This is a genomic window from Millisia brevis NBRC 105863, assembly GCF_001552615.1.
Classification (GTDB): domain Bacteria; phylum Actinomycetota; class Actinomycetes; order Mycobacteriales; family Mycobacteriaceae; genus Millisia; species Millisia brevis.
This window is the reverse complement of the sequence record NZ_BCRN01000008.1, coordinates 222,178-243,487: the sequence shown is the minus strand read 5'-3', so window position 1 is coordinate 243,487 and position 21,310 is coordinate 222,178. Positions and strand designations below refer to the sequence as shown.

The window sequence follows — 21,310 nt, the reverse complement described above, 5'->3', positions numbered from 1 at the left end:
CAAAACCGAATATGTCGACGATCGACTACCCCATCGGGGCCTCGGTATGGCAGGAACTGCGCATCCGGTCGCTCGACGGAATACCGGAGTTCTACTCCACCGTGCTCGGATTGACCCTGGAGATGAACGGCAACCGCGGACTTCTCCACGCGGACAACTCAATTGCCGCCGGAGTCTCCGTGAACTCCGACTATGTTGCCGGAGTCTCCGTGAACTCCGACTATCCCGACGAGGAGATCGGTTGGCGGGTATTCCTCGGCACCGATGACCTCGACGCAACGGTCGAGCGCGCCGTCGCCGCAGGCGCGCAGGTCATCGATCTCCCGCACGACATCGTCATCGCGGGTCGGGCGGCAGAGCTGGTGGATCCGTTCGGTGCCCGATTCGGCCTGGCCGAGCTTCCCCCCGGCGCGGCCGTACCGGTATCGGCGCAACTCGGCCGGATGGTCTTGGTTGATCCGACGAACCACGATATCGACGCCCAGATCACCTTCCAGGATGCGCTCTTCCCCGGAAATACGATCGACTACCTCGACCACGGAATTCACTTCTTCCGCAACAGTGCAGGCCTGGCCCTGCGCGGCGCCTACGAGGTCTCCGAGGAAGCGCGTGCATTTCTTCCGCCGCATTGGCTGCCGTGGTTCGTCGTATCGGATCAGACCGCGGCACTCTCCGGCGCGAAGCAGGCCGCAGGCTCGGTGAACACTGCCGACAACGAACTGAGTTTCGGTATCTGGGGAGTCGTCGTCGATCCGCAAGGCGGCGAATTCAAAGTCCTCGAACTGAACCGACCTGCGCTCTGAAAATCGGCTGTCCCACCGGAGGGTTTCAATGACGCACCCTGCGCTCCCCATCACTACCGGCGATCATTCCGCTCACAATCCTTACGCGCACAAACCTTCTGGGAGAAACCATGTCCGATGCAGAATTGAAACAGACACAGGAAGGCGGATCCGGTCGCCTCCAGGGTTCCCTGGGACCCCTCGCGATCGTCTTCATCGTTGTCGCGGCCGCCGCACCACTGACCATCATGGTCTCCACCCCCACCAATATGGCGAACGCCAATGGCGCCGGAATGTCGGCGACCTATTTCGTCGCACCTATGCTTCTGCTGTTGTTCGCCGGCGGATTCGCGGCGATGTCGCGCTATGTTCCGAAAGCGGGCGCCTTCTACTCGTACGTAGCCGCCGCCTTGGGCCGATCGATAGGAGTCGGTGCCGGGTTCACCGCAATGGGTGGATACTTCATCTTCCAGAGCTTCGTCTACACGCTCATGGGGCTGACCATCAACGAGACTCTCGTGTCCTTCTTCGGTGAAAATGCCGTCACGTTGCCGTGGTACGTCTGGGTATTTCTGATGATCGCGCTGGTGGGCTGGCTCGGCTATCAGGAAGTCGACGTCAACGCCAAGGTCCTCGCGATCGTGCTGCTTCTCGAGGTCCTGGTCATCATGGTCATCAACGTGGCCGTGGTCGCTCGAGGCGGCGGCCCGGAGGGAATCTCGTTGACCGGGCACCTGGCGCCGGATGTCCTGTTCTCGGCACCGATCGCCATCAGTCTGCTCATCGGTTTCAGTGTGGGACTCGGGTTCGAGGCGACGGCTCTGTTTCGCGACGAAGCGCGCGATCCCGAGCGGACCATCCCGCGGGCCATCTACATCACCCTGATCAGCGCCGCGGTCTTCTACAGCATCTCCACCTGGGCCCTCGCGCAGGCATGGGGTACCCGCGGAATCTCGGAACTTCTTGCACAGGAACCCGATCGCCAGTTCTCGCTGTTCTACGAGACCGCCGACATCTGGGTCGGATCGGTGTTCTCCCAGTCGGTCCAGCTCTTGGCGATCACGTCGATGTTCGCCTGTGTTCTGGCCTACCACAACATCATCGCGCGCTATCTGCATTCGATGGGTCATTCGGTTCTACCGCTCCAGCTGACCTATGTTCATGCCGATCACAAGTCGCCCTACATCGCATCACTGGTCACCAGTGTCGGTGGCGTGCTGATCACCTTGGCGTGGCTGTCGACCGGCCTGGATCCGTACGTCTTCATCGGATGGGAGATCGCCGTCGGAACACTGTCGGTCCTGATCGTCTTTGTGCTGACCAGCCTGGCGATCTTCGTCTTCTTCCGGCGACATCCCGATCTGGATCGGCGGCTCTGGGTAACGGGTATCGCGCCGATCCTGTCCTTCGCCGTCCTTGCGGTCATCATGGTGACGGCGATGCTGAACTTCTCGTCGCTGTCCGGGGCCGCGGATGCCCGGGTGCTGAACACGGTGCTGATGCTCATACCGCCGGCGTTGTTCTGCCTCGGGGTGGTCACCGCTCAGGTCGCGAAGCGTCGAGACCCGGATCGTTTCCAAGGCATCGTGTGACTTCGGACCATGCGGCTGGATGCTGCGGCTCGGATCATGCGGCGGGCGGGCGATCGGCTTCGTGATCGCCCGCCCGCGGCGTCCCCTAACGGTCGCGCGCAGCGCCGCGGATATACGAGATCTGGGCGTCGAGCCCGGCCACCTGCCGTTCGGGTGTCGCAAGCTCCGGTGTGAGTGTGGCCATGGCCTGCGACCCGGTGATCAACGTCAGGAAGAGATCCGCGGATTCCTCGATGTCGAGGTGCCCGGGCGCTTCACCGTCGGCGACCGCCTGGTTCAGGAAGCCCGCCAGTCGATTCCACCAGCGGTCCATCAGCTCCCGGTGAATCTCGGCTCGCGGAGGTCGATGCTGCGCCTGCTGCCAGAAGGCGACCACGATGCGGGCTTCGGTGAGACGCGTCTCGTCGAGTGGCAACGTTTCGATGACGAAAGCCCGGAGCCCGGCGATGCCCCGCAGGTGTGACCAGCGTTCGAATCGGGTTTCGGTGGAGTCGTTGACGAACCGATAGGCTTCCGTGAGCATCTCCTCCTTGTTGCGGAAGTAGTAGAGGAGCATGCCGTTGGCATTTCCGAATTCCTTGGCGATCCGGCGGGAGGTGACTGCCGCAACACCCTCGTTGGCGATCAGTCTCCACACCGTCTGGATGATTTCGCGACGCTTGGCATCGTGGTCGACGATCTTCGGCATCTACACCTCCCGGATCAGCAACTCGTCGCGGAGTCGAAACCCCACGCGCCCGGACTCATCGCGAAGGCTGCAGCCGATGTGGCCGATCGCTCGGTGAACGCCGGGCAAGCTAGGCGCAGGATACCCGCGGTGGCCGTATGCACCCGAAACGAGGCCGTCCGTGGCCGGGTGGGGCACCGCCTGAGACCACCCTCACCGGTCACAACTACGAATCGACCCGGAGCGGACGAGCGAGCATCGCCCGACTCGAGGGAAGATCGATGGTGGTCGGAAACAGGAACACCTATGAGGAGGACGCTCGCGTTGACAGCTCCATCGGAGTCGGACGCAACCGAACGCCCAAGCGGTGTACCGGAGCGGTACCTGCGATCCTCGGAAGCTCCACCACCACGCACCCTGCTGGATATCCTGCACGACACCGCCTTACGTCATCCCGACGCGCCGGCGATCGACGACGGCACCAAAGTGGTCACCTACGGCGAATTGGTCGAGGACATCGCTTCGGGCGCAACGTGGTTGCATGGCAAGGGGGTGCGCCGCGGCGACCGGGTCGGGGTGCGTATTTCCTCGGGCACCTACGACCTCTACGCCGGCATCCTGTCGATCCTGGAAGCCGGAGCCGCCTACGTTCCGGTCGACGCCGACGACCCCGACGAACGGGCTCGTACCGTCTTCGGTGAGGCGAAGGTCGCCGCGATCCTGACCGGCAGCGGACTCGAACCGGGCCCCGGCGCCAAACGCTCCCGCCGCGTCGACTCCCCGTACCCGGAGCAACCCGATATCGGCGACGACGCCTGGATCATCTTCACCTCCGGTTCGACCGGGGTGCCCAAGGGTGTTGCCGTCACCCACCGCAACGCCGCCGCCTTCGTCGACGCCGAGGCGCGGATGTTCCTCGCCGACGATCCGATCGGCCCCGGCGACCGCGTGCTCGCCGGCCTGTCGGTGGCCTTCGACGCGTCCTGCGAGGAGATGTGGCTCGCCTGGCGCAACGGCGCCTGCCTGGTGCCGGCGCCGCGCTCGCTCGTTCGCTCGGGCATGGATCTCGGCCCCTGGCTGGTCGCGCGCGATATCTCGATCGTCTCGACGGTCCCGACGCTGGCGGCGCTGTGGCCGGCCGAGGCCCTCGACAACGTCCGGCTGCTGATCTTCGGTGGTGAAGCCTGTCCCCCGGAGCTGGCAAATCGCCTGGTCAACGACACCCGCGAGGTGTGGAATACCTACGGTCCCACCGAGGCGACCGTCGTGGCCTGCGCCGCGGAGTTGAGCCACGACGCCCCGATCCGGATCGGCTATCCGCTCGACGGGTGGGATCTCGCGGTCGTCGACACCGACGGCAATCCGGTGGCCGAGGGTGAGGCCGGCGAGTTGGTGATCGGCGGGGTCGGCCTGGCCCGCTACCTCGATCCGGCCAAGGACCGGGAGAAGTACGCGCCGCTCGAGACCCTCGGGTGGGAGCGTGCCTACCGCTCCGGTGACCTGGTGCGCCTCGACCCGGAGGGATTGATCTTCCAGGGTCGCGCCGACGACCAGGTCAAGATCGGCGGCCGCCGCATCGAGCTCGGCGAGGTCGACGCCGCCCTGCAGGATCTGCCCGGTGTCAACGCCGGGGCGACCGCGGTCCGCCGCACCCCGGGCGGAACGCCGCTGCTGGTCGGCTACATCTCGAGTACCGATATCAAGTTCGACCTGCCGCTGGCCCGCGAGCGGCTGGCCAAGCGCCTGCCCGCGACGATGGTCCCGCAGCTGGCCCTGGTCGACGAATTGCCGACGAAGACCTCCGGCAAGGTCGACCGCGACGCGCTGCCGTGGCCGCTGCCGCGCAGCACCGTCCGCGAGGGCGGCACCCCCCTGACGGCGACCCAGCAGTGGATCGCCGATCTGTGGCAGGACGTCCTCGGCGTCCCGGTCGACGATGCCGATACCGATTTCTTCTCGTCCGGCGGCGGCTCGCTGTCGGCCGCGCAGTTGGTGGCCCGGCTGCGGGAGCGCCATCCCGAGGTGACGGTCGCCGACCTCTACGACCACCCGCGGCTCGAGGCTCTGGCGTCGATGCTCGACGCGATGACCCCGGTCGAAGCGGCGCCGCCGCGCGAGGTCGCGTTGATGTCGCGGGGCTGGCGCAGCGCCCAGGTCGGGGTGACCGTGCTGCTGACGACGCTGACCGGTATCCAATGGGTGACCTGGCTCGGCCTGTGCTCGGTGGTCTTCGACGCCGTCGCCGGCGCCCCGCCGTGGCTGCCGGTGATGCCGTGGCCGGCGGTGCTGATCCTGTTCATCATCTTCATCACCCCGCCCGGGCGGATGGCGCAGTCGGTGCTCGGATCGCGTCTGCTGCTGCGCGGTGTCCAACCGGGTGACTACCCCCGCGGCGGCAGTCTGCATCTGCGGCTGTGGACCGCGACCCGGCTGACCGACGCCAGCGGCGCCTCGAATCTGTCGGCGGCGCCCTGGATGGTCTACTACGCCCGCGCGCTGGGCGCGCGGATCGGCCGCGACGTCGATCTGCACACCCTGCCGCCGGTCACCGGGCTGCTCGAGATCGCCGACGGCGCGGCGATCGAACCGGAGGTCGACCTGTCCGGGTGGTGGATCGACGGCGACATTCTGCGCGTCGGTGCGATCACGATCGAGCCGGACGTGACGGTCGGGGCGCGCTCGACGCTGCTGCCCGGCGCGCATATCCGGCGCGGCGCGGAGGTCGAGGCCGGGTCCGCGGTGATCGGCCGGGTCAAGGCCGACCAGCGCTGGGCCGGGTCGCCCGCTCGCCGGGTCGGCCGCGCGAAGCACAGCTGGCCGCAGCGGCGTCCCCCGCGCGGCCTCTTCTGGGTGCCGATCTTCGGGCTGACCTCGCTGCTGTTGTCCGGACTGCCGATGATCGGCATCGGGGCGGCGGTGGTCCTGCTCGGCTGGTCGGTCCGCGATACCGAATCGCTGTCGGCGGCCGCCCTGCGCGGTCTGCTGCTGTTGCCGGTGATGACGGCGGTCGCGCTGCTGGTCTACGCGGTCATCACGGTGATCGCGGTGCGCCTGCTCGGCCTGGGTCTGCGACCCGGCTACCACCCGGTGCGCAGCCGCATGGGCTGGCAGGTATGGGCGACCGAACGGTTGATGGACTCCGCCCGCACCTTCCTGTTCCCGCTCTACGCCGCCCTGTTGACGCCGATCTGGCTGCGGCTGCTCGGCGCGAAGATCGGCAAGAACGTCGAGGCGTCGACGGTGCTGATGGTGCCGCGCTTCACCACCGTCGGCGACGGGGCCTTCCTCGCCGACGACACGATGATCGCCGGCTACGAGCTCGGCGGCGGCTGGATGCGCCTCGAGGAGGCGAAGGTCGGCAAGCGCGCCTTCCTGGGCAACTCCGGGATGACCGCGCCGGGCCGGCGTGTGCCGAAGAACGGCCTGGTCGCCGTGCTGTCGGCGGCACCGAGCAAGGCGAAGGCCGGCACCTCCTGGCTGGGCAGCCCGCCGGTGCGCCTGCGCCGTACCGCCGACGAGGTCGATGCCGAACGCACCTTCGATCCGCCGCGCAAGCTCAAGATCCAACGCGCCCTGGTGGAGACCTGCCGGCTGACGGCCCTGCTCGCCACCTTCGGGATCGGGCTCGGGGTCCTCGCGGCGATGACCTGGGTGGTCGACACGATCGGCTGGTTCGCCGCCTGCCTGCTGTCCGGTCTGGTGCTCCTGGCGGCCGGGGCGGTCGCGGCCGGCCTCTCGGTGCTGGCCAAGCGCCTGGTGGTCGGCACGATCGGGATCGAACAGCACCCCCTGTGGAGCGCCTTCGTCTGGCGCAACGAGGTGTCCGATGCCTTCGTCGAGACCGTCGCCGCGCCGTGGTTCGCCCGCGCCGCGGAGGGCACCCCGGTGCTCAATCTGTGGCTGCGCTGGATGGGCGCGACGATCGGTCGCAGCGTCTGGTGCGAGAGCTATTGGCTGCCCGAGGCCGACCTGGTGACCCTCGAGGACGGGGCGACGGTCAACCGCGGCTGCGTCGTACAGACCCATCTGTTTCATGACCGCGTGATGGCTATGGATACCGTGGTACTCGAACGCGGAGCGACCCTCGGTCCGCATTGTGTGGCTCTTCCGGCGTCCCGACTCGGCGAGTCCGCCACCGTCGGCCCGGCATCGTTGGTGATGCGGGGTGACGTCGTACCGGCTTCCACCCGCTGGCAGGGCAATCCGATCGCGCCCTGGGCACAGGAGCGGGATGCAGCCGAGCAACAGATGGAGAGCACCACGTGAAACGGCCGGCACCTCGCTTCGACGACCCACGCGCCGACCCTCCGATCGATCCCTATCTGCCCGCCAACGGCAACCGCGGCTACCGCGTGAGCCGGTACGAACTGGATATCGACTACCGGGTCGCGAGCAACAGCCTCTCGGGGACCGCGCACATCACCGCGACCACGACGCGGCCGGTCTCGCGGATCGCCTTCGATTTCGGTCAGGGCCTCGACGCGGGCAAGGTCCGGGTCAACGGCACCCGTCCGGCCAAGTTCGCGCATCGCGACGGCAAATTGGTGATCACCCTGCGCGACCGGATCGACACCGGTGCGGCGCTGGCGGTGACGATCTCCTACGCCGGCAACCCGACCCCGATCGACGGGCCCTGGGGCGAGGTCGGGTGGGAGGAGCTAACCGACGGCGCGCTGGTCGCCAGCCAGCCGAACGGTGCGGCGTCGTGGTTTCCCTGCGACGACCATCCGTCGGCGAAGGCGAGCTTCCGGATCTCGGTGACCACCGAGTCGTCCTATACGGCGGTCGCCAACGGCGTCTTCGTCGGCAAGCGGGTGCGCGCCTCGCGGACCACCTGGACCTACGAGCAGCCGGAGCCGATGTCGCCCTATCTGGCGACGGTGCAGATCGGTCGCTACGAGCAGCGGCAGCTGTCGCGTTCGCCGGTGCGGATCATGGCGGCGACGCCACCGCATCTGCGGACCCTGTTCGATCGGGATTTCCGCAAGCAGCCGGACATGATGCGCGTCTTCACCCGACTCTTCGGGCCGTATCCGTACGACCGGTACACCGTGGTGGTCGCCGACGACACGTTGGAGATTCCGATCGAGGCGCAGGGGATGTCGATCTTCGGCTCCAATCACTGCACCGGTCGGGGCAGCTACGAGCGGCTGATCGCGCACGAGTTGGCGCACCAGTGGTTCGGCAACTCGGTCACCGCCCGCCGGTGGCGCGATATCTGGCTGCACGAGGGCTTCGCCTGTTACGCGGAGTGGTTGTGGTCGGAGAACTCCGGTGGCCAGCCCGCCCGGGAGAAGGCGAACCGGGCCCACGCCGGGCTGGCGCGCGAATCGCAGTCGATCGTGATCGGCGATCCGGGTCCGGAGCTGATGTTCGACGACCGGCTCTACAAGCGCGGCGCCTGCACCCTCGACGCGTTGCGGCGGACGATCGGCGATCGGTCGTTCTTCGTGATGCTGCGCGAGTGGACCGACGTGCACCGGTACGGGACGGTGGTGACCGAGGACTTCATCGACCTCGCCGGCCGTTACGGCTGTCCGCGGGGTTTCTGGGAGCCCTGGCTCTACCGCACCCAGTTGCCGGCGATGCCGTCCTAGTTCACGGTGTTCACACTCCGGCGTTGATCAACCGGCGGGCCGGATCAAAGGGTGCGACGGTGCCGCAGGACCGGGGGTGCGGCCATCCGCGACTGTCCGGCGGCGATGATCATCGTCAGGCAGAACGACGCGATCACCGCGCCGCCGAGGAACAGGATCGGGTAGCCGAAGACCTCCGGCCAGGTCTGCCCGAGCACCGCCAGGATCGCCGGGACGGCATATCCGGTGTAGGCGATGCTGTAATACACCGCGGTCAGCGCCGCCAGATGCCGCGGTGAGGCGAGACGCTGGACCTCCTGCAGGCCGGAGACCATCGCCAGTCCGTACGCCGCGCCGAGGGCGGCGGAGCTGATCAGAGCGGCGGGGATCGTCAGCCGATTCGACGCCCAGGCGCCGACGATCATCGCGAGGATCACCGCGCCCATGGCGACGATCGTGCCGCGCGAACTGGTCGGCGAGTCGATCCGACGGCCGAGCGCCTCGACCGCGAACCCGGTGCCCAGCGCGACCACACAGATCACCGCGGCGAAGCCGATCGGCAGGCCCCCGGAGTGGTCGATCATCACCTCGGGCAGCACCGCATAGGCACTCGCGGCGCAGCCGAAGACCCAGATGGCCGACGGGACGACCACGCCGACGAAGCGGGGGTCCTCGGCCTCCGGTACGACCATGTAGGCCAGCAGCCGACCGGTCTCCTCGGAGCGCATCGTCTCGGGCACCGGCAGCACCAGCAGCAGGGCGATCGCCGCGACGATGATGTGCGTCAGGTAGCTCGCCCCGGTCGGCCACGGGCCCCACTGGCCGAGGGCGCCGGAGACCCCCGCACCGAGCCCGAAACCGGCGGTCAAGCTCATCGCCGCGCGCCGGGCGGTGCCCTGCGGGCGCAGTTCCGCCAACCAACTGCCGGCGACGGCCAGTCCCAGGCCCAGGGCGACGCCGCTGAAGATCCGACCGATCACCAGCAGCACGGTCACATCGGCGCCGACGATCATCAGCAACGATCCGACCGCGCTGATGATCGGGGCAGGTACCACCAGCGGGCGCCGGCCGTACCGGTCGGACAGCGGTCCGCCGATCAACAGCGCGGGAATGATGCCGATCACATAGGCGAAGAGAATGAAACTGACCTCAACCGAGGAGAGCCCCTGCGTCGTGCGGTACAACGACAGCAACGGCACGTAGACATTGGCGCCCCACGCCACGACGACCATTGTGATCGCCACGCGCAACCAGTTGCTCACGCCTCCACCCGTCGACCCGTGTTCGTCCCAACCTAGACCACCGATGACCGGTTGCGGGTGCCCGACACCTGGTCGCGGCCCGTATCCACCGCTTGCGAGGGAGACGGACCCCGCACATAGAAAGGCCGGATCGGCTGGATGAGTCGTGCAACCCCCCTGCGAGGCACGCATTCACCCGGCCGATCCGGCCGTTCGAGGCGAAACAACCTTCAAGCTAGCCGACTCCCCGTACCGGGGAACTTTTTCCAACTTCCAGTTTGTTTCTTAGTCATTATTTGAACCGATGGGCGGCAGGATGTCAACACGAACAAAAAGAAACCGGCCGAGATGTTTCTCGGCCGGTTTCTTTCGGTTCGTCCGGATCAGTCCTCGACCCACCCGTGGCTGCGGGCCACCTGGTCGAGGGCCGTCACGATCTGGGTGATCTGCGCACCGGTGACGCTGGGAGCGGAGTGGATCAACGCCTCGATGACCTCGTGGCGGAACCCGACCGGCGAGAGCACATCACAGGTCTCGTCGCCGCTGCCGGTGCGCTCGATCGCCACCGGCACGGAGTGGGTCGACACGGCGATCTCATTGCCCGGTGAGCTGATGATCTTCACCTGGGACGCCTTGGTGCCGCGGTCACCCTGCTCGACGCGGTACTCCACCCGAACCCCGGGAGAGTAGAGGTACTTCTCGTCCAGAAGATCGTTCGCGTGTACGAAGACGTCCTCGCCGCCCTCGTCGGGTGCGATGAACCCGTATCCACGCGCATCGTCGAACTTCACAATCTTGCCAACAGCCACAGCCCTCACCTCACACCTCAACCCGACAACATCCCCCGCCGGACGCGGTCGATCACCGTCCCGGGCGGGATGGCGGCAATTCTGCCACAGCGCGGCGAACGCCCACGGAGAGAAAGGCGCGCGGGAGCGGGCCGGACGGTCAGGCGGCGACGGCCGCGGGCACCAGGTCGGCGGGACGCAATGACGTTCCGGGAAGGACGATATCGCCGATATCGGGCCGTCGTCCGGTCAGCGACCAGGCGACGGCGTGCGCGAGTTGGTAGCTGATCAGCGGCGGCACCGCATCCCCGACATGGCGATAGCGGTTGGACAGCGACGTCCCCCCGAAGCGGTAGTCGATCGGAAAGCCGTTGAGCAACGCCATCTCCCGCAGCGAGCACAGCCGATCGCGTACCGGGTGCGCATAGCGGCCGTTGCCGACGTGGCTGCACTCGCGCTTGATCGTCGGGGCCGGGCGATCCCACCACATGCGGCCGTAGACGTCGGGGTGGCTGCCGAGCGTTCCCGCCCGCACCGAACGGTGCATCGCCGGGGTCAGATGCTGATCGGCGACTCCGATCAGGTCCCGCCAGGAGCCGCCGTCCGCCGGAATCGCGTGGATCCGCGCCAGGCCCGATTCGCCCAGAGTGGGCGATATGTGATGCGGGTCGGCATCTTTCGCGCGCCGCCCGACCGGCGGCAGGGCGTCGATCGCCCGGCGTACGGTCGTCGCGGCCCGATCCGGTCGATATCCGGCCCAGAGGTCGTCGAGGGTGCGCAGGTCGAGCGGCTGCGCGATCGCGATCATCAGCGCGCGCTCCCGGATCTGGGGAAGCCCGAAGTCGGTGAGCATGTGCACATCCGCCGAGACCTCGTAGCCGAGTTCCTCGAGGTCCTCGCGCAGGGTGGCGAAGTGTCCGGAGAAGTTGCCGCGCAGCAGTTCCCGCGCGTTCTCGAGGACGATGGCCTGCGGCCGCCAGGCTCGGGCGAAGTCCGCGACCCGACCGACGAGCGAATTGCGATGATCGTCCCGAATGTGGTTGCTGGAGTTGGCCCTGCTGAAACCGGTGCACGGCGGGCAGGCCAGCAGCACATCGATCCCGTCGATCCCCCACATCTCGAACAGTTCGTCGGGTGCCACCTCGGCCAGATCGACGGCGACGGGGGCGATTCCCATGTTCGCGGTGTAGGTCTCGTTGCACCCGAGCGAACCGCGACGGCTGCTCGGCTTGCCCATCTGGCCGTCGGCGGCCCCGACGATGTCGAACAGGTCGTGTCGGTGGAAGCCACAACTCATCCCGCCGCCGCCCGAGAACAGGTCGACCACACGGTAGCGACGGGCTGCGGACATGGCGCAAATCTAATACCGGAGCCGGCCGGGCCCCTCCGCGGCGCGCCGGAATCGACCACCGCGCCCGTCGATGGCCGGGGTCAACCGGCCCGACCTCGCCGCAGGCCGAGGCGATCCGCGGACAGCGACGGTTAGAGCGCGCTCGTCGCCCCGCCGAAGACGGCCGGCGGCTCGACGGGAGCGTCGTATACCGGCGCCTCGAACACCACCGGCTCGAACACCGACGACCGGAACACCGCCGAGGCGGACGCCGAGTCGCCGTCGGACGAGCGATCGAAGACGCCGGCGGCCCACATCCCGATGACCGCACCCAGCAGTGCGCCGACCAGTACGGCCGCGATCGCGGCGATGATCGTGCCCGATCGCTTCGGGCGCTGCGGTGCCGGACGGTCGGAGCCGTCGATCACCCGGGGCATCGCCCGCTGATTGGTCGCGGCGTCGCCGGAGGCGAGCGGTACCGCCGAACGTCCGTCGAGCGCGGAGACTCCCCGCGGATATCCGTCGGCCTCGACGGGGTCGTAGATCGGTACGGCGGTCTCGGTGGTCTCCTCGAGGGCGTCGTCGACGTCGTCCTCGACATCGACGACGGACGCGCCCTCCTCGGCCGCCGGGGTGTCGGATGTCGGCTCGACGGCCGTGTCCTCTTCCGGCGTGTCGCCGCTCGATGTCCCGGCCCCGACCAGTCGGGCCAGCTCGCCGGCGACCGCAACCACATCGGCCGGCAGCTCGCCGATCGTGCCGGCTCCCTCGTGGCCGGTCGCCTCCCAGACCGGAAGATCGACGATGTCGACCTGCGGCCAGCGTCCCTGCCAGTCGATCCGCCAGGACGCCGGGGCCGCCCCCACGACCTCGGCCCGCAGCTCGGCGATGCCCTCGGGCATCGGGTCGGGCCGGTGGGCGACGGTGATCAGCCCGATCAGCACCGCGGCGCCGGTATCGCCCGCGGCGTATTGGTCGAGCAAACGCTGGGCCGCGTGCAGCCCACCAGCGGTTTCGCGGGCGACGATCACCACATTGGTGCTCTGCCCGGTGTCGTCGGCGCCCGGCCAGCGGCGACCGGCGTCGGCCGCGAATCCCAGGACCCGTTCGAGCGTGGTCACCCCGGCACCACCGGACGCGCCGAGCAGCCACACCCGCGGCGGCGCACTGGCGACGTACGGGATCGGCCCGCTCCACACCCCGGCGGCACGGACCACGGCGTCCGACACCGGCCGCGAGGCCACCGGCCTTCGACTCACACCTGACACGAGATCCTCAGAGTTCGTTGTCGTCATCACTCCCCCTCGATGCAGAGTGTCCCACGCAACTTACTCCCCGAAGCGACCCCGTCGCCGAAACAATGGTGAGTTGTTCGGCACGGAAAACGGCTCAGTGCCGGGTTTCGCGCCACCGCCGCTCGAATGGGAGCCGCCAGGCGTGGGGTGCGACCAACTGATGAATCGCATTCGGACCCCAGGTCCCTGGCTCGTAGATCTTCACCTCGGGAGGATCGTTGAGCAGTGGGATCGACCGCTCCCACAAACTCTCGATACCGTCCGCCGTTGTGAAAAGGGTCTGATCACCGCGCATCGCGTCGAGAATCAAACGTTCGTACGCCTCGAGAACTTCGTCGGCCCGCTCGGTTTCCTTGGTCGAAAACTGCATCGACAACTTGTCCAGGCGCATACCGGGGCCCGGCCGCTTTCCGTAGAACGACAGCGAGACCTTCGACTCGTCGGCCAGGTCGAAGGTCAGATGGTCCGGCCCCTGGGAGCCGACCCCGGAACCGTTGGGGAACATCGAGCGCGGCGCCTCCTTGAAGGCGATCGAGATGATGCGCTGTCCCTCGGCCATCCGCTTGCCGGTGCGCAGGTAGAACGGCACCCCGGCCCATCGCCAGTTGTCGATGCCCACCCGCAGCGCGATGAAGGTCTCGGTATCCGATTCCCGCGAGACACCCTCCTCCTCGCGGTAGCCGACATATTGCCCGCGCACGACGTCGGCCGGCTGAATCGGCAACATCGACCGGAAGACCTTGTTCTTCTCCTCGCTGATCGCGCGCGGCTCCAATGCCGTGGGCGGTTCGATCGCGACGAATGCCATCACCTGGAACAGATGGGTGACCACCATGTCCTTGTAGGCGCCGGTCGATTCGTAGAAGTTCGCACGCCGATCGAGGCCGAGCTTTTCCGGAATGTCGATCTGAATGTGGTCGATGAAGTTGCGGTTCCAGATCGGCTCGAACAGGCCGTTGGCGAAGCGGAACGCCAGGATGTTCTGGGCGGCTTCCTTGCCCAGAAAGTGGTCGATGCGGAAGATCTGGCTTTCCTTGAAGATCTTGTGCACCTGCCGGTTCAGCTCGACGGCCGATTGCAGATCCACACCGAACGGCTTTTCCATGACCACGCGGGCGCCGCGCACCAGATCGGCTTCCTTGAGCATCTCGATCACCGGCAGCGCAGCCTTCGGCGGCACCGAGAGGTAGTGCAGCAGATGGGTATCCGCGCCGAGGTCCTCCTTGGCCTTCTTGACCGCCTCCGCCAGCGCCTCGGCTCCGGCCCCCTGCGGGACGTAGGTGAACCGACCGGCCAACGCCTCCCACTGCGCATCGGTCAGCCCGCGGCTGCCGAACTCGCGCACCGACTCGACGACGATCTGCCGGAACTGGTCCTCGCTGAGTTCCTCGAGCGATGTTCCGACGACCTCGATATGCGGCGCGATCGTCGAGAGCATCAGGTGGATCAACCCGGGTAGCAACTTTCGGCGAGCCAGATCGCCGGTCGCACCGAAGAGCACCACCACATGGGGGGCGATCAAATCGCCCTCGAACTTGTGGGTCCGCGGACCCGGATATGCGATGGTCCGTTCAATCGGATCGGTCATGCACGGATCATCCCATCGGGTACCGGGTTTCTGCAGGACACGCGCACCTTTTCGATCGGTGAACAACCGGTGTCGAAGCCGTCGCCGAGCCGGGCCGGTCGCCCGCTTCGATATCCCCCGTTTGCCTCCCCATGACGGGATCAGCATACTTACATAGGTGAAGTATGAATCTCCGGATCGGCGCACGCCGACACCGTCGCCCTCCGGCGACCATTCCCCGGTATCCGCCCCCGCCGACCATCCGCACCCGACGCACGTGCCGGGCGAGAGCGCCGCGATGACCCACCGCGAGATCCTCGAGGCCCTGACCGGTCTGCTGGCGGCCCTCTTCACCGCCCTGATCAGCGTGACCATCGTGTCGACGGCGCTTCCGACGATCATCGCCGACCTGCACGGATCGCAGACCGCGTACGCCTGGGTGATCACCACCGCCCTGCTGACCAATGCGGCCTCCACCCCGATCTGGGGCAAATTGGCCGACATCTTCAACAAGAAGCTGCTCGTTCAGCTCGCGATCATCATCTTCGTCGCCGGCTCGGTCCTCGCGGGCCTGTCGACCAATGTCGCGATGATCCTGAGCGCCCGCGCGATCCAGGGTGTCGGCATGGGCGGCCTGACCGCTCTGGTGGTCGCGATCATCGGCACGATTGTCTCGCCGCGACAGCGCGGGCGGTATTCCGGCTACCTCGGCGCCGTCATGGCCGTGGCGATGTCGGGCGGACCGATCCTCGGCGGCCTGATCGTCGACAGCCCGCTCGGGTGGCGCTGGTGCTTCCTGATCTCGATCCCGCTGGCCGTGATCGCCTCGATCATGTTGCAGGCCAAGCTGCGTATCCCGACGCGCCGCAAGGAGCAGGTGTCGATCGACTGGCTCGGCGCGGTGCTGATGACCACCGGCGTCAGCGTGCTGTTGATCTGGGTGTCGTTCGCCGGCGACAGCTACCCGTGGATCTCCGCGCAGACCGCCGGTCTGGTCACCCTGGGCGTCGCCCTGCTGGCCCTGACCGTCTGGGTCGAGTCGCGGGTCTCCGATCCGGTGATCCCGCTGACGATCATCCGACAGCGCACCACCGCCCTGGCGATCGTCGCGTCGATCTCCGTCGGTATCGGACTGTTCGGTGCGACCACCTTCCTGACGCTGTACTTCCAGACCTCGCGCGGATACTCGCCGACCGCGGCGGGCATGCTGACGATCCCGATGGTCGCGGGCATGCTGATCGGCTCGGTCGGGTCGGGTCGGCTGATCACCCGCTTCGGCCGGTGGAAGCCCTTCCTGATCGCCGGGTCGACGCTGCTGACCCTCGGCTTCTTCCTGCTCTCGACGATCGATCACACCACCGACGTGCGGGTGGTCGGCGCGATGATCACGGTGGTGGGACTCGGCACCGGCCTGTTGATGCAGAACCTGGTGCTGGCCGTCCAGAACACCGTCGGCGTCGCGCAGATCGGGGCCGCGTCGAGCATGGTCGCGTTCTTCCGCACCTTCGGCGGCGCGATCGGCGTCTCGGTTCTCGGTTCGGTGCTCGCGACGCGGGTGGCGTCGCTGATGAGCGCGGCTCTCGGTTCGGCCGGTGGCGGCGATTCGTCTTCGGGAACATCCGATCTCAACCTCGACACCCTGCCCGAACCCGTCCGCGAATTGGTGCGGGCGGCCTACGGTGACGCGACCGGACGGGTCTTCCTGATCGCCGCATTTGTCTCGGTCATCACCATTGTCGCGGTGTCGTTGATCCCGAATCGCCCGCTGCGCACCACCATCGATATGTCGCAGGCCGAGACCGCCGGTACGGAGAAGGTCACGAACGGGTCGCCGGCAGTCGGTGAGCGTCCCGGAGCCGAAGCCGACACGACAGGCTCCGCGCCCGGCCCGCGGGCTTCGGAGACCCCTGCCGACCAGCGGGTGGTGCGATCCTGACAGCCGTCCGGGGGCCCGCGACCGATCCGGACCGTATCGCTGCTCACGAGCCTGTTTCTGTGGTATCTGGTAGACCGGATCTATGACCATTCCGCAGCCTGCTGCCGGCTGGTATTCCGACCCGGTCGGTTATCAGCGGGAACGGTACTGGGACGGTTCGGAATGGACCGGCAAGGTGCGCAATACGGGCAGTTCGGATATAGATCGCCGTTCATTCGCCGGATATGCTGCGCGGCAGGGATATTCGTCCCGGCCGGCACCTCAGCGATATGCACATCGACCGGCCGGCTATCCGTCCGACGGCGCCGGCCGGCCGATGCGGGACGAGGGTGCCCCTCGTAGGTCCCACGCAACACCCGTCGGTCGGCAGCCCTACGCGCCGCAGCCCGGCGTCGGGGTCGACCAGCAGTTGTCCATCATGCCCGCCGCGCTGGCCAACGCCGTGATGCGCGAACTGGCGGGCGGGTCGTATCTGATCTCCTCGTCGCCGACCGCTGCGATCGTCGGGCCCCGCCCGGTGCCGCACGGGCTGCACCTGCTCGCCACGATCATCACCGCCGGCATGTGGTCGGTGGTCTGGTTGGGGCACACCGTTTCCCAAGCGCATGTTGTTCGCCTGACGATGGACCCGGTCCGCGGAGTGGTACGCGAGTACCTCCCCTTCCGAAGGAGCCCATATGCGGCGTAATCCTCGAACCAATGCCGTGCTGATCATCTCCGGCCTCTTCGTCCTGCTGGGCCTGGTCTCCGGCGACATGATGGTGCTGCTTCCGCTGGCGATGTTGCTGACGGTGTTCATGCTCGCCCGCCGACCCACCATGGACGATCGTGGCGACCTCGAGTTGCGGGCCCGCGCCGAGTATGAGCACCACGCCCTGATGCTCGGCCACGACGCGGTCGGCATCTACGGGCGGTTCCAGCCGACTCCGCTCGATGCGGTCCGCGAGGACCTCCTGCCCGAGCAACTGCGGTCGAGCACCACCGCCGCGACCCCGACCGCCGCTCCCACCGCCGCGACTCCCACCGCTGTCCCCGCGCCGCCCGTCCCGGCCGCGCCCACCACCCCCGCGACGGCCGGCGACGCACCGGACACCCCCGCCTCGACCGACGCCGCACCGGCACCGGCACCGGCACCGGCACCGGCACCGGCACCGACGATCCCCGCACCCACCGCCACACCGGCACAGGCACAGGCACAGGCACAGACGGTCGATCACCGGCCCACCGTCGGTGTCACCCCTGCGGCCGCTGCACCCGAGGCGCCCACGGTCGTCCATCCCACCGAGGTCTACGAGTCCGGCACCACACGCAAGCTCGGCAGCGGATCGCTGGACTGGGTGCCGCGCCGGTCGCACGCAGCGCCCGCCACCCGCGCGACCCCACCGATTCCGCGGGAGTCGGCGATCTTCACCGAGGCGAGCACCGTGCCGACGGTCGACGACGCGGCCCCCTCGTATGCCGGCGGCGAGACGCTGCCGAAGCCGGCGACCCGCCCGCGTCGACAGGATCATCTCGAGGCCGCCGCGGGCTGATCGAGCCCGCCTCCCGGGCCACGCTTCGAGCCCTGCCGATGCCTGCGGTCGGGAGAGCCGGTCGGGGTGGTCAGGCCCCGTCGAGGACCAGCAACGCCCCGCTCAATGTGGTCGCGTGCGCCCGCTGTGGGGTGCTCGGGTCGACCGCCAGGGCCGTGACCGGCTCGCCGGCGTAGACGGTGCACCCGGCGCCGGTCGCCGGGTCGACGCGCACGATCCGCCCGGTGGTCGTACCGACCAGCAGTGCTCCGTCCGCGGCCACCACCAGGTCGTCCGGTATCGCGGTGCCCGCCGACGAGAGCAGGTCGGTCAGTACCTCCGGATGCGCCGGGTCGGCGACGGGTACCCGAAGAATCCGCCCGGTCGGGCTGCCGGTGATCGTCACGTACAGGTCGCGGCCGTCCCCGGACAGCGCGAGCCCGTTGAGCGACACCCCGTTGACCTGCGGCTGCGGGGAGAGGTTGTGCGGCGCGGCGGCGGTCCACGGCTCGTCGAGGCCGCCGTCGGGATGGATGCGCAGCAGCCCGCGGCTGCTGTCGGCGACGAAGATCGTGCCGTCGTCGGCGATCGCCATCCCGTTGGGCATCCCGAGTCCGTCGATCACCACCGTCGGCGTCGGCTGCTGCGCGGTCGGGTCGAACCGCAACACCGCACCGGCGGCGGGCCCCGGCAGCAGTCCGGTCGGCGAGTTGCCGGTGGTGACGTACATCCACCCGTCCGGCCCGAGTCGCACCGCGCCGGGAGACGGAACCTCGACAACGGCGGTAACCTCGCCCGCCCCGTCGTACCGCTCGACGCGGCCGGTCAGATTGCGGGACACCCACAGCCGACCGTCCGCGTCGATACCGAGGTTCTCGGCCCAATCGAGGACCGGCACCGCCGGGGCGAGCCGCGTGACCGCGACCGGCGCACAGCCCTGCGCCGCGGCGACACCCGGCGCCGTCACGCCGACCCCGAGCGCGCCCACCAGGACACCGCCCGCCAGCACGCCGATCACCCGGTTCACCACCGCGGCCCTCGCTTCCGTTGCACACGACGTTCCCTGGAGCGTCGCCGAGGACAATAATGCCGCGCCGCCCCTGTGCGGACCGTGTTGTGCAAGCCACCCACTTCACAGCCCGCGGCGAGCTCGCCGGCGACTACCCTCATGGCTATGGCCGGTTCCGGGTTCGCGCACCGACTGAAGCGGTGGATCTATCGCGGCGACCGGCCGGACAGCATCGCCAAGGCGTTGAATCGCTTCTGGGGCAATCGGTATCGGTCCGGCGGCCCGTTGGCCCGGTCGCGTGATGTCGAGTTGGAGATCACCGGCCGCTCGACCGGACGCCCGGTGGCCTTCCCGATCGTGCTCGCCGATTACGACGGCGCGACTTATGCGGTCTCGATGCTCGGCGCCCGCGCCAACTGGGTACTCAACCTGCAGGCGGCGGACGGCCGGGCGATCCTGCGGCACGGGGCGGCCGTGCCGGTGCGGTTGATGGAGGTACCGGCCGCACAGCGGCCCCCGATCCTGCGGCGATATCTCCAGGTGGCACCGGGTGCGCGCCCACACATTCCGGTGGACCGATCGGCGCCCGTGGACGACTTCGCGGCGATCGCCGCCGACTATCCGGTCTTCCGTGTGGAAGGCTTCGCGCTCGATTGAGTTCGGTACCGCCCGGGCCGACCGGCGCCGGCGCGGCACCGGGTCGCCCGTGCCGACCGGCCCGGGCGACCCGACTCCGGCGCACCTATCGACGCGCGACCGCCTCCTCCTTCTCCTCGGAGGCGGTCGCCGGCGCCGCACCATCGACGGGTTCGGGGGTACGCAATCCCCAACTGTCGGCGCCGACCACGTAGAGCAGCAACACCAGGATCAACCAGTTGATGAAGCCCAGACCGTTGCCGCTGATCGAGGCCCCCTCGGCCACCGCCGGTTCGTGCAGGATGCTGCCGGCGAGGACGTGAAAGTAGAGCAGGAAGAGTCCCACCGCGATCGCGGCGGTGACCAGGATGCGCACCAGCGGCGTGCCGATATTGCCGAAAGCGTTGGCCCACAGCACCATCGCGAATACCCAGCACACGCCCAGCTGGGCGGGGTACTGGTGGATCACGTCACCCAGGATCTCCGCGTTGCGCGAGCCGACCAGTACCCGCACGACGGGCAGCAGAACGAAGTAGAGCGCGGTGCCCAGTCCGACGGCTCCGACGGTCGAGGCGATCGCCACCGCGGCCGGTGAGCGCAGGCGCGACCAGGGACGGTTGTCGAGCAGGGAGCCGGTCAACACGATCACCACGATGCTGCAGTAGAACCAGCCGATCACCGTGTCGACCGACATCAACGCGGCGCCGGGCGGCGTGGACAAGGAGATCGCCGGCAGACCGAGGATCAGAAACAGCGCCAGGGTTACCGGGAACCAGAAGGCGATCTCGGACCACCCGATCAACGGCTGCCGCAGACCGAGCTGCGGCCACGGCCAGTGCTGCCAATTGACCACCGTCAACACGTAGGTGCCGAAGGCGAACAGGACGAAGAGCGCGCCGCTGAAGTAGCCGAGGCCGTCGGCCCGGTCGGCGGCGAAGTCCGGAAAGAAGTGCCCCAGGCCGTAGGCGAGCAGCAGGGTGACGACGATCGAAAAGACCGCTGTGGCACCGGTGATCGCCAACCCGCGCCAGGGCTGCGGGAGCGCGGCGAAGGGGTGGAATTCGAGATTGAAGCCGGCGAACACCACAAAGATGATCGCCCAGAACAGATATCCGTTGAACGGCAGCGGATAGATCCCGAGGGGGCTCCACTGGGGATCGGCGAGCAGCCACCAGCCGAGCAGGGCGAGAACGACGGTGATGGCGGTGGCCGCGGCGCCGTGCCGCAGCCACGCGCCGGTAGATGAAGTGAGCAACGAGACTCCTTGGATCGAGGTCCGCAACATCGTGTGACCCCGCACACAGCGCTATCTGTCCGCGAATCGGGCAGTGCCCGGTCGAACGGCGACGGTGTCCGGAAAGCGGACAGTTGCCGCCCGGG

At 68.1% G+C, this 21,310-nt stretch carries 16 protein-coding genes and 1 pseudogene; 9 read left to right on the top strand and 8 right to left on the bottom strand.

Translation table 11 applies throughout. The features are described from left to right. Window positions 1-11: 11 nt before the first annotated feature. Together MB1_RS13540 and MB1_RS13535 are read left to right on the top strand one after the other, a co-directional pair. Complete coding sequence (locus MB1_RS13540; protein WP_066907939.1) at window positions 12-803, top strand: VOC family protein; 792 nt, start codon at window positions 12-14, stop codon at window positions 801-803. 125 nt (window positions 804-928) lie between these two features. After that, entirely contained in the window at window positions 929-2,374 is a 1,446-nt protein-coding gene (locus tag MB1_RS13535; RefSeq protein ID WP_066907936.1) for an APC family permease, read from the top strand. An 85-nt stretch (window positions 2,375-2,459) separates the two neighbouring features. Here the strand turns inward: MB1_RS13535 and MB1_RS13530 are convergent, their stop codons facing one another. Further along, window positions 2,460-3,062 (bottom strand): TetR/AcrR family transcriptional regulator, encoded by a 603-nt coding sequence (locus tag MB1_RS13530; protein ID WP_066907933.1) that lies wholly within the window; start codon window positions 3,060-3,062, stop codon window positions 2,460-2,462. A 285-nt stretch (window positions 3,063-3,347) separates the two neighbouring features. On the opposite strand from MB1_RS13530, the gene MB1_RS13525 reads away from it, so the two are divergent. Both MB1_RS13525 and MB1_RS13520 read left to right on the top strand, forming a co-directional pair. Beyond that, complete coding sequence (locus tag MB1_RS13525; protein WP_066907930.1) at window positions 3,348-7,307, top strand: Pls/PosA family non-ribosomal peptide synthetase; 3,960 nt, start codon at window positions 3,348-3,350, stop codon at window positions 7,305-7,307. Continuing rightward, entirely contained in the window at window positions 7,304-8,638 is a 1,335-nt protein-coding gene (locus MB1_RS13520; RefSeq protein ID WP_066907927.1) for a M1 family metallopeptidase, read from the top strand. Before MB1_RS13525 ends, MB1_RS13520 begins: the two co-directional genes overlap by 4 nt. 44 nt (window positions 8,639-8,682) lie before the next feature. On the opposite strand, the gene MB1_RS13515 is transcribed toward MB1_RS13520, so the two are convergent. From MB1_RS13515 to zwf, 5 genes are all read right to left on the bottom strand, one after another. Beyond that, window positions 8,683-9,879 (bottom strand): MFS transporter, encoded by a 1,197-nt coding sequence (locus MB1_RS13515; protein ID WP_369406870.1) that lies wholly within the window; start codon window positions 9,877-9,879, stop codon window positions 8,683-8,685. A gap of 362 nt (window positions 9,880-10,241) precedes the next feature. Continuing rightward, window positions 10,242-10,667, bottom strand: coding sequence for a cold-shock protein (locus MB1_RS13510; protein ID WP_066907925.1), 426 nt, complete (start codon window positions 10,665-10,667; stop codon window positions 10,242-10,244). Window positions 10,668-10,806: 139 nt separating this feature from the next. Beyond that, entirely contained in the window at window positions 10,807-11,997 is a 1,191-nt protein-coding gene (locus MB1_RS13505) for a DNA cytosine methyltransferase (RefSeq protein ID WP_066907922.1), read from the bottom strand. 131 nt (window positions 11,998-12,128) lie between these two features. After that, complete coding sequence (locus tag MB1_RS13500; protein ID WP_157084060.1) at window positions 12,129-13,235, bottom strand: DUF6668 family protein; 1,107 nt, start codon at window positions 13,233-13,235, stop codon at window positions 12,129-12,131. Between the two features lie 130 nt (window positions 13,236-13,365). Beyond that, entirely contained in the window at window positions 13,366-14,859 is a 1,494-nt protein-coding gene (gene zwf / locus MB1_RS13495; RefSeq protein ID WP_066907917.1) for a glucose-6-phosphate dehydrogenase, read from the bottom strand. A 277-nt stretch (window positions 14,860-15,136) separates the two neighbouring features. Between zwf and MB1_RS13490 the strand changes: the two genes are divergently transcribed. The 4 genes and pseudogenes from MB1_RS13490 to MB1_RS13480 all read left to right on the top strand — a co-directional run bounded on the left by MB1_RS13490 (window position 15,137) and on the right by MB1_RS13480 (window position 18,306). Continuing rightward, window positions 15,137-16,774: an MDR family MFS transporter gene (locus MB1_RS13490; protein ID WP_084351737.1), complete on the top strand. Its 1,638-nt coding sequence runs from the start codon at window positions 15,137-15,139 to the stop codon at window positions 16,772-16,774. 82 nt (window positions 16,775-16,856) lie between these two features. Further along, window positions 16,857-16,952, top strand: a pseudogene (locus MB1_RS26960) (DUF2510 domain-containing protein); the annotation flags it as partial. A 240-nt stretch (window positions 16,953-17,192) separates the two neighbouring features. Then, window positions 17,193-17,462: a hypothetical protein gene (locus MB1_RS26560; RefSeq protein WP_245650177.1), complete on the top strand. Its 270-nt coding sequence runs from the start codon at window positions 17,193-17,195 to the stop codon at window positions 17,460-17,462. After that, window positions 17,452-18,306 carry a hypothetical protein gene (locus tag MB1_RS13480; protein WP_157084058.1) on the top strand — a complete coding sequence of 285 codons (855 nt, stop codon included), beginning with the start codon at window positions 17,452-17,454 and terminating at the stop codon, window positions 18,304-18,306. The genes MB1_RS26560 and MB1_RS13480 overlap by 11 nt, the downstream gene beginning before the upstream one ends. Before the next feature lie 70 nt (window positions 18,307-18,376). Here MB1_RS13480 and MB1_RS13475 read toward each other — a convergent pair whose 3' ends face one another. Beyond that, entirely contained in the window at window positions 18,377-19,315 is a 939-nt protein-coding gene (locus MB1_RS13475; protein ID WP_169801659.1) for an SMP-30/gluconolactonase/LRE family protein, read from the bottom strand. 144 nt (window positions 19,316-19,459) lie between these two features. Here MB1_RS13475 and MB1_RS13470 point away from each other — a divergent pair, with 144 nt between their 5' ends. After that, window positions 19,460-19,951 (top strand): nitroreductase/quinone reductase family protein, encoded by a 492-nt coding sequence (locus MB1_RS13470; protein WP_066907909.1) that lies wholly within the window; start codon window positions 19,460-19,462, stop codon window positions 19,949-19,951. Between the two features lie 85 nt (window positions 19,952-20,036). Here MB1_RS13470 and MB1_RS13465 read toward each other — a convergent pair whose 3' ends face one another. Beyond that, window positions 20,037-21,185 (bottom strand): hypothetical protein, encoded by a 1,149-nt coding sequence (locus MB1_RS13465; protein ID WP_174531956.1) that lies wholly within the window; start codon window positions 21,183-21,185, stop codon window positions 20,037-20,039. Between the last annotated feature and the right edge of the window lie 125 nt (window positions 21,186-21,310).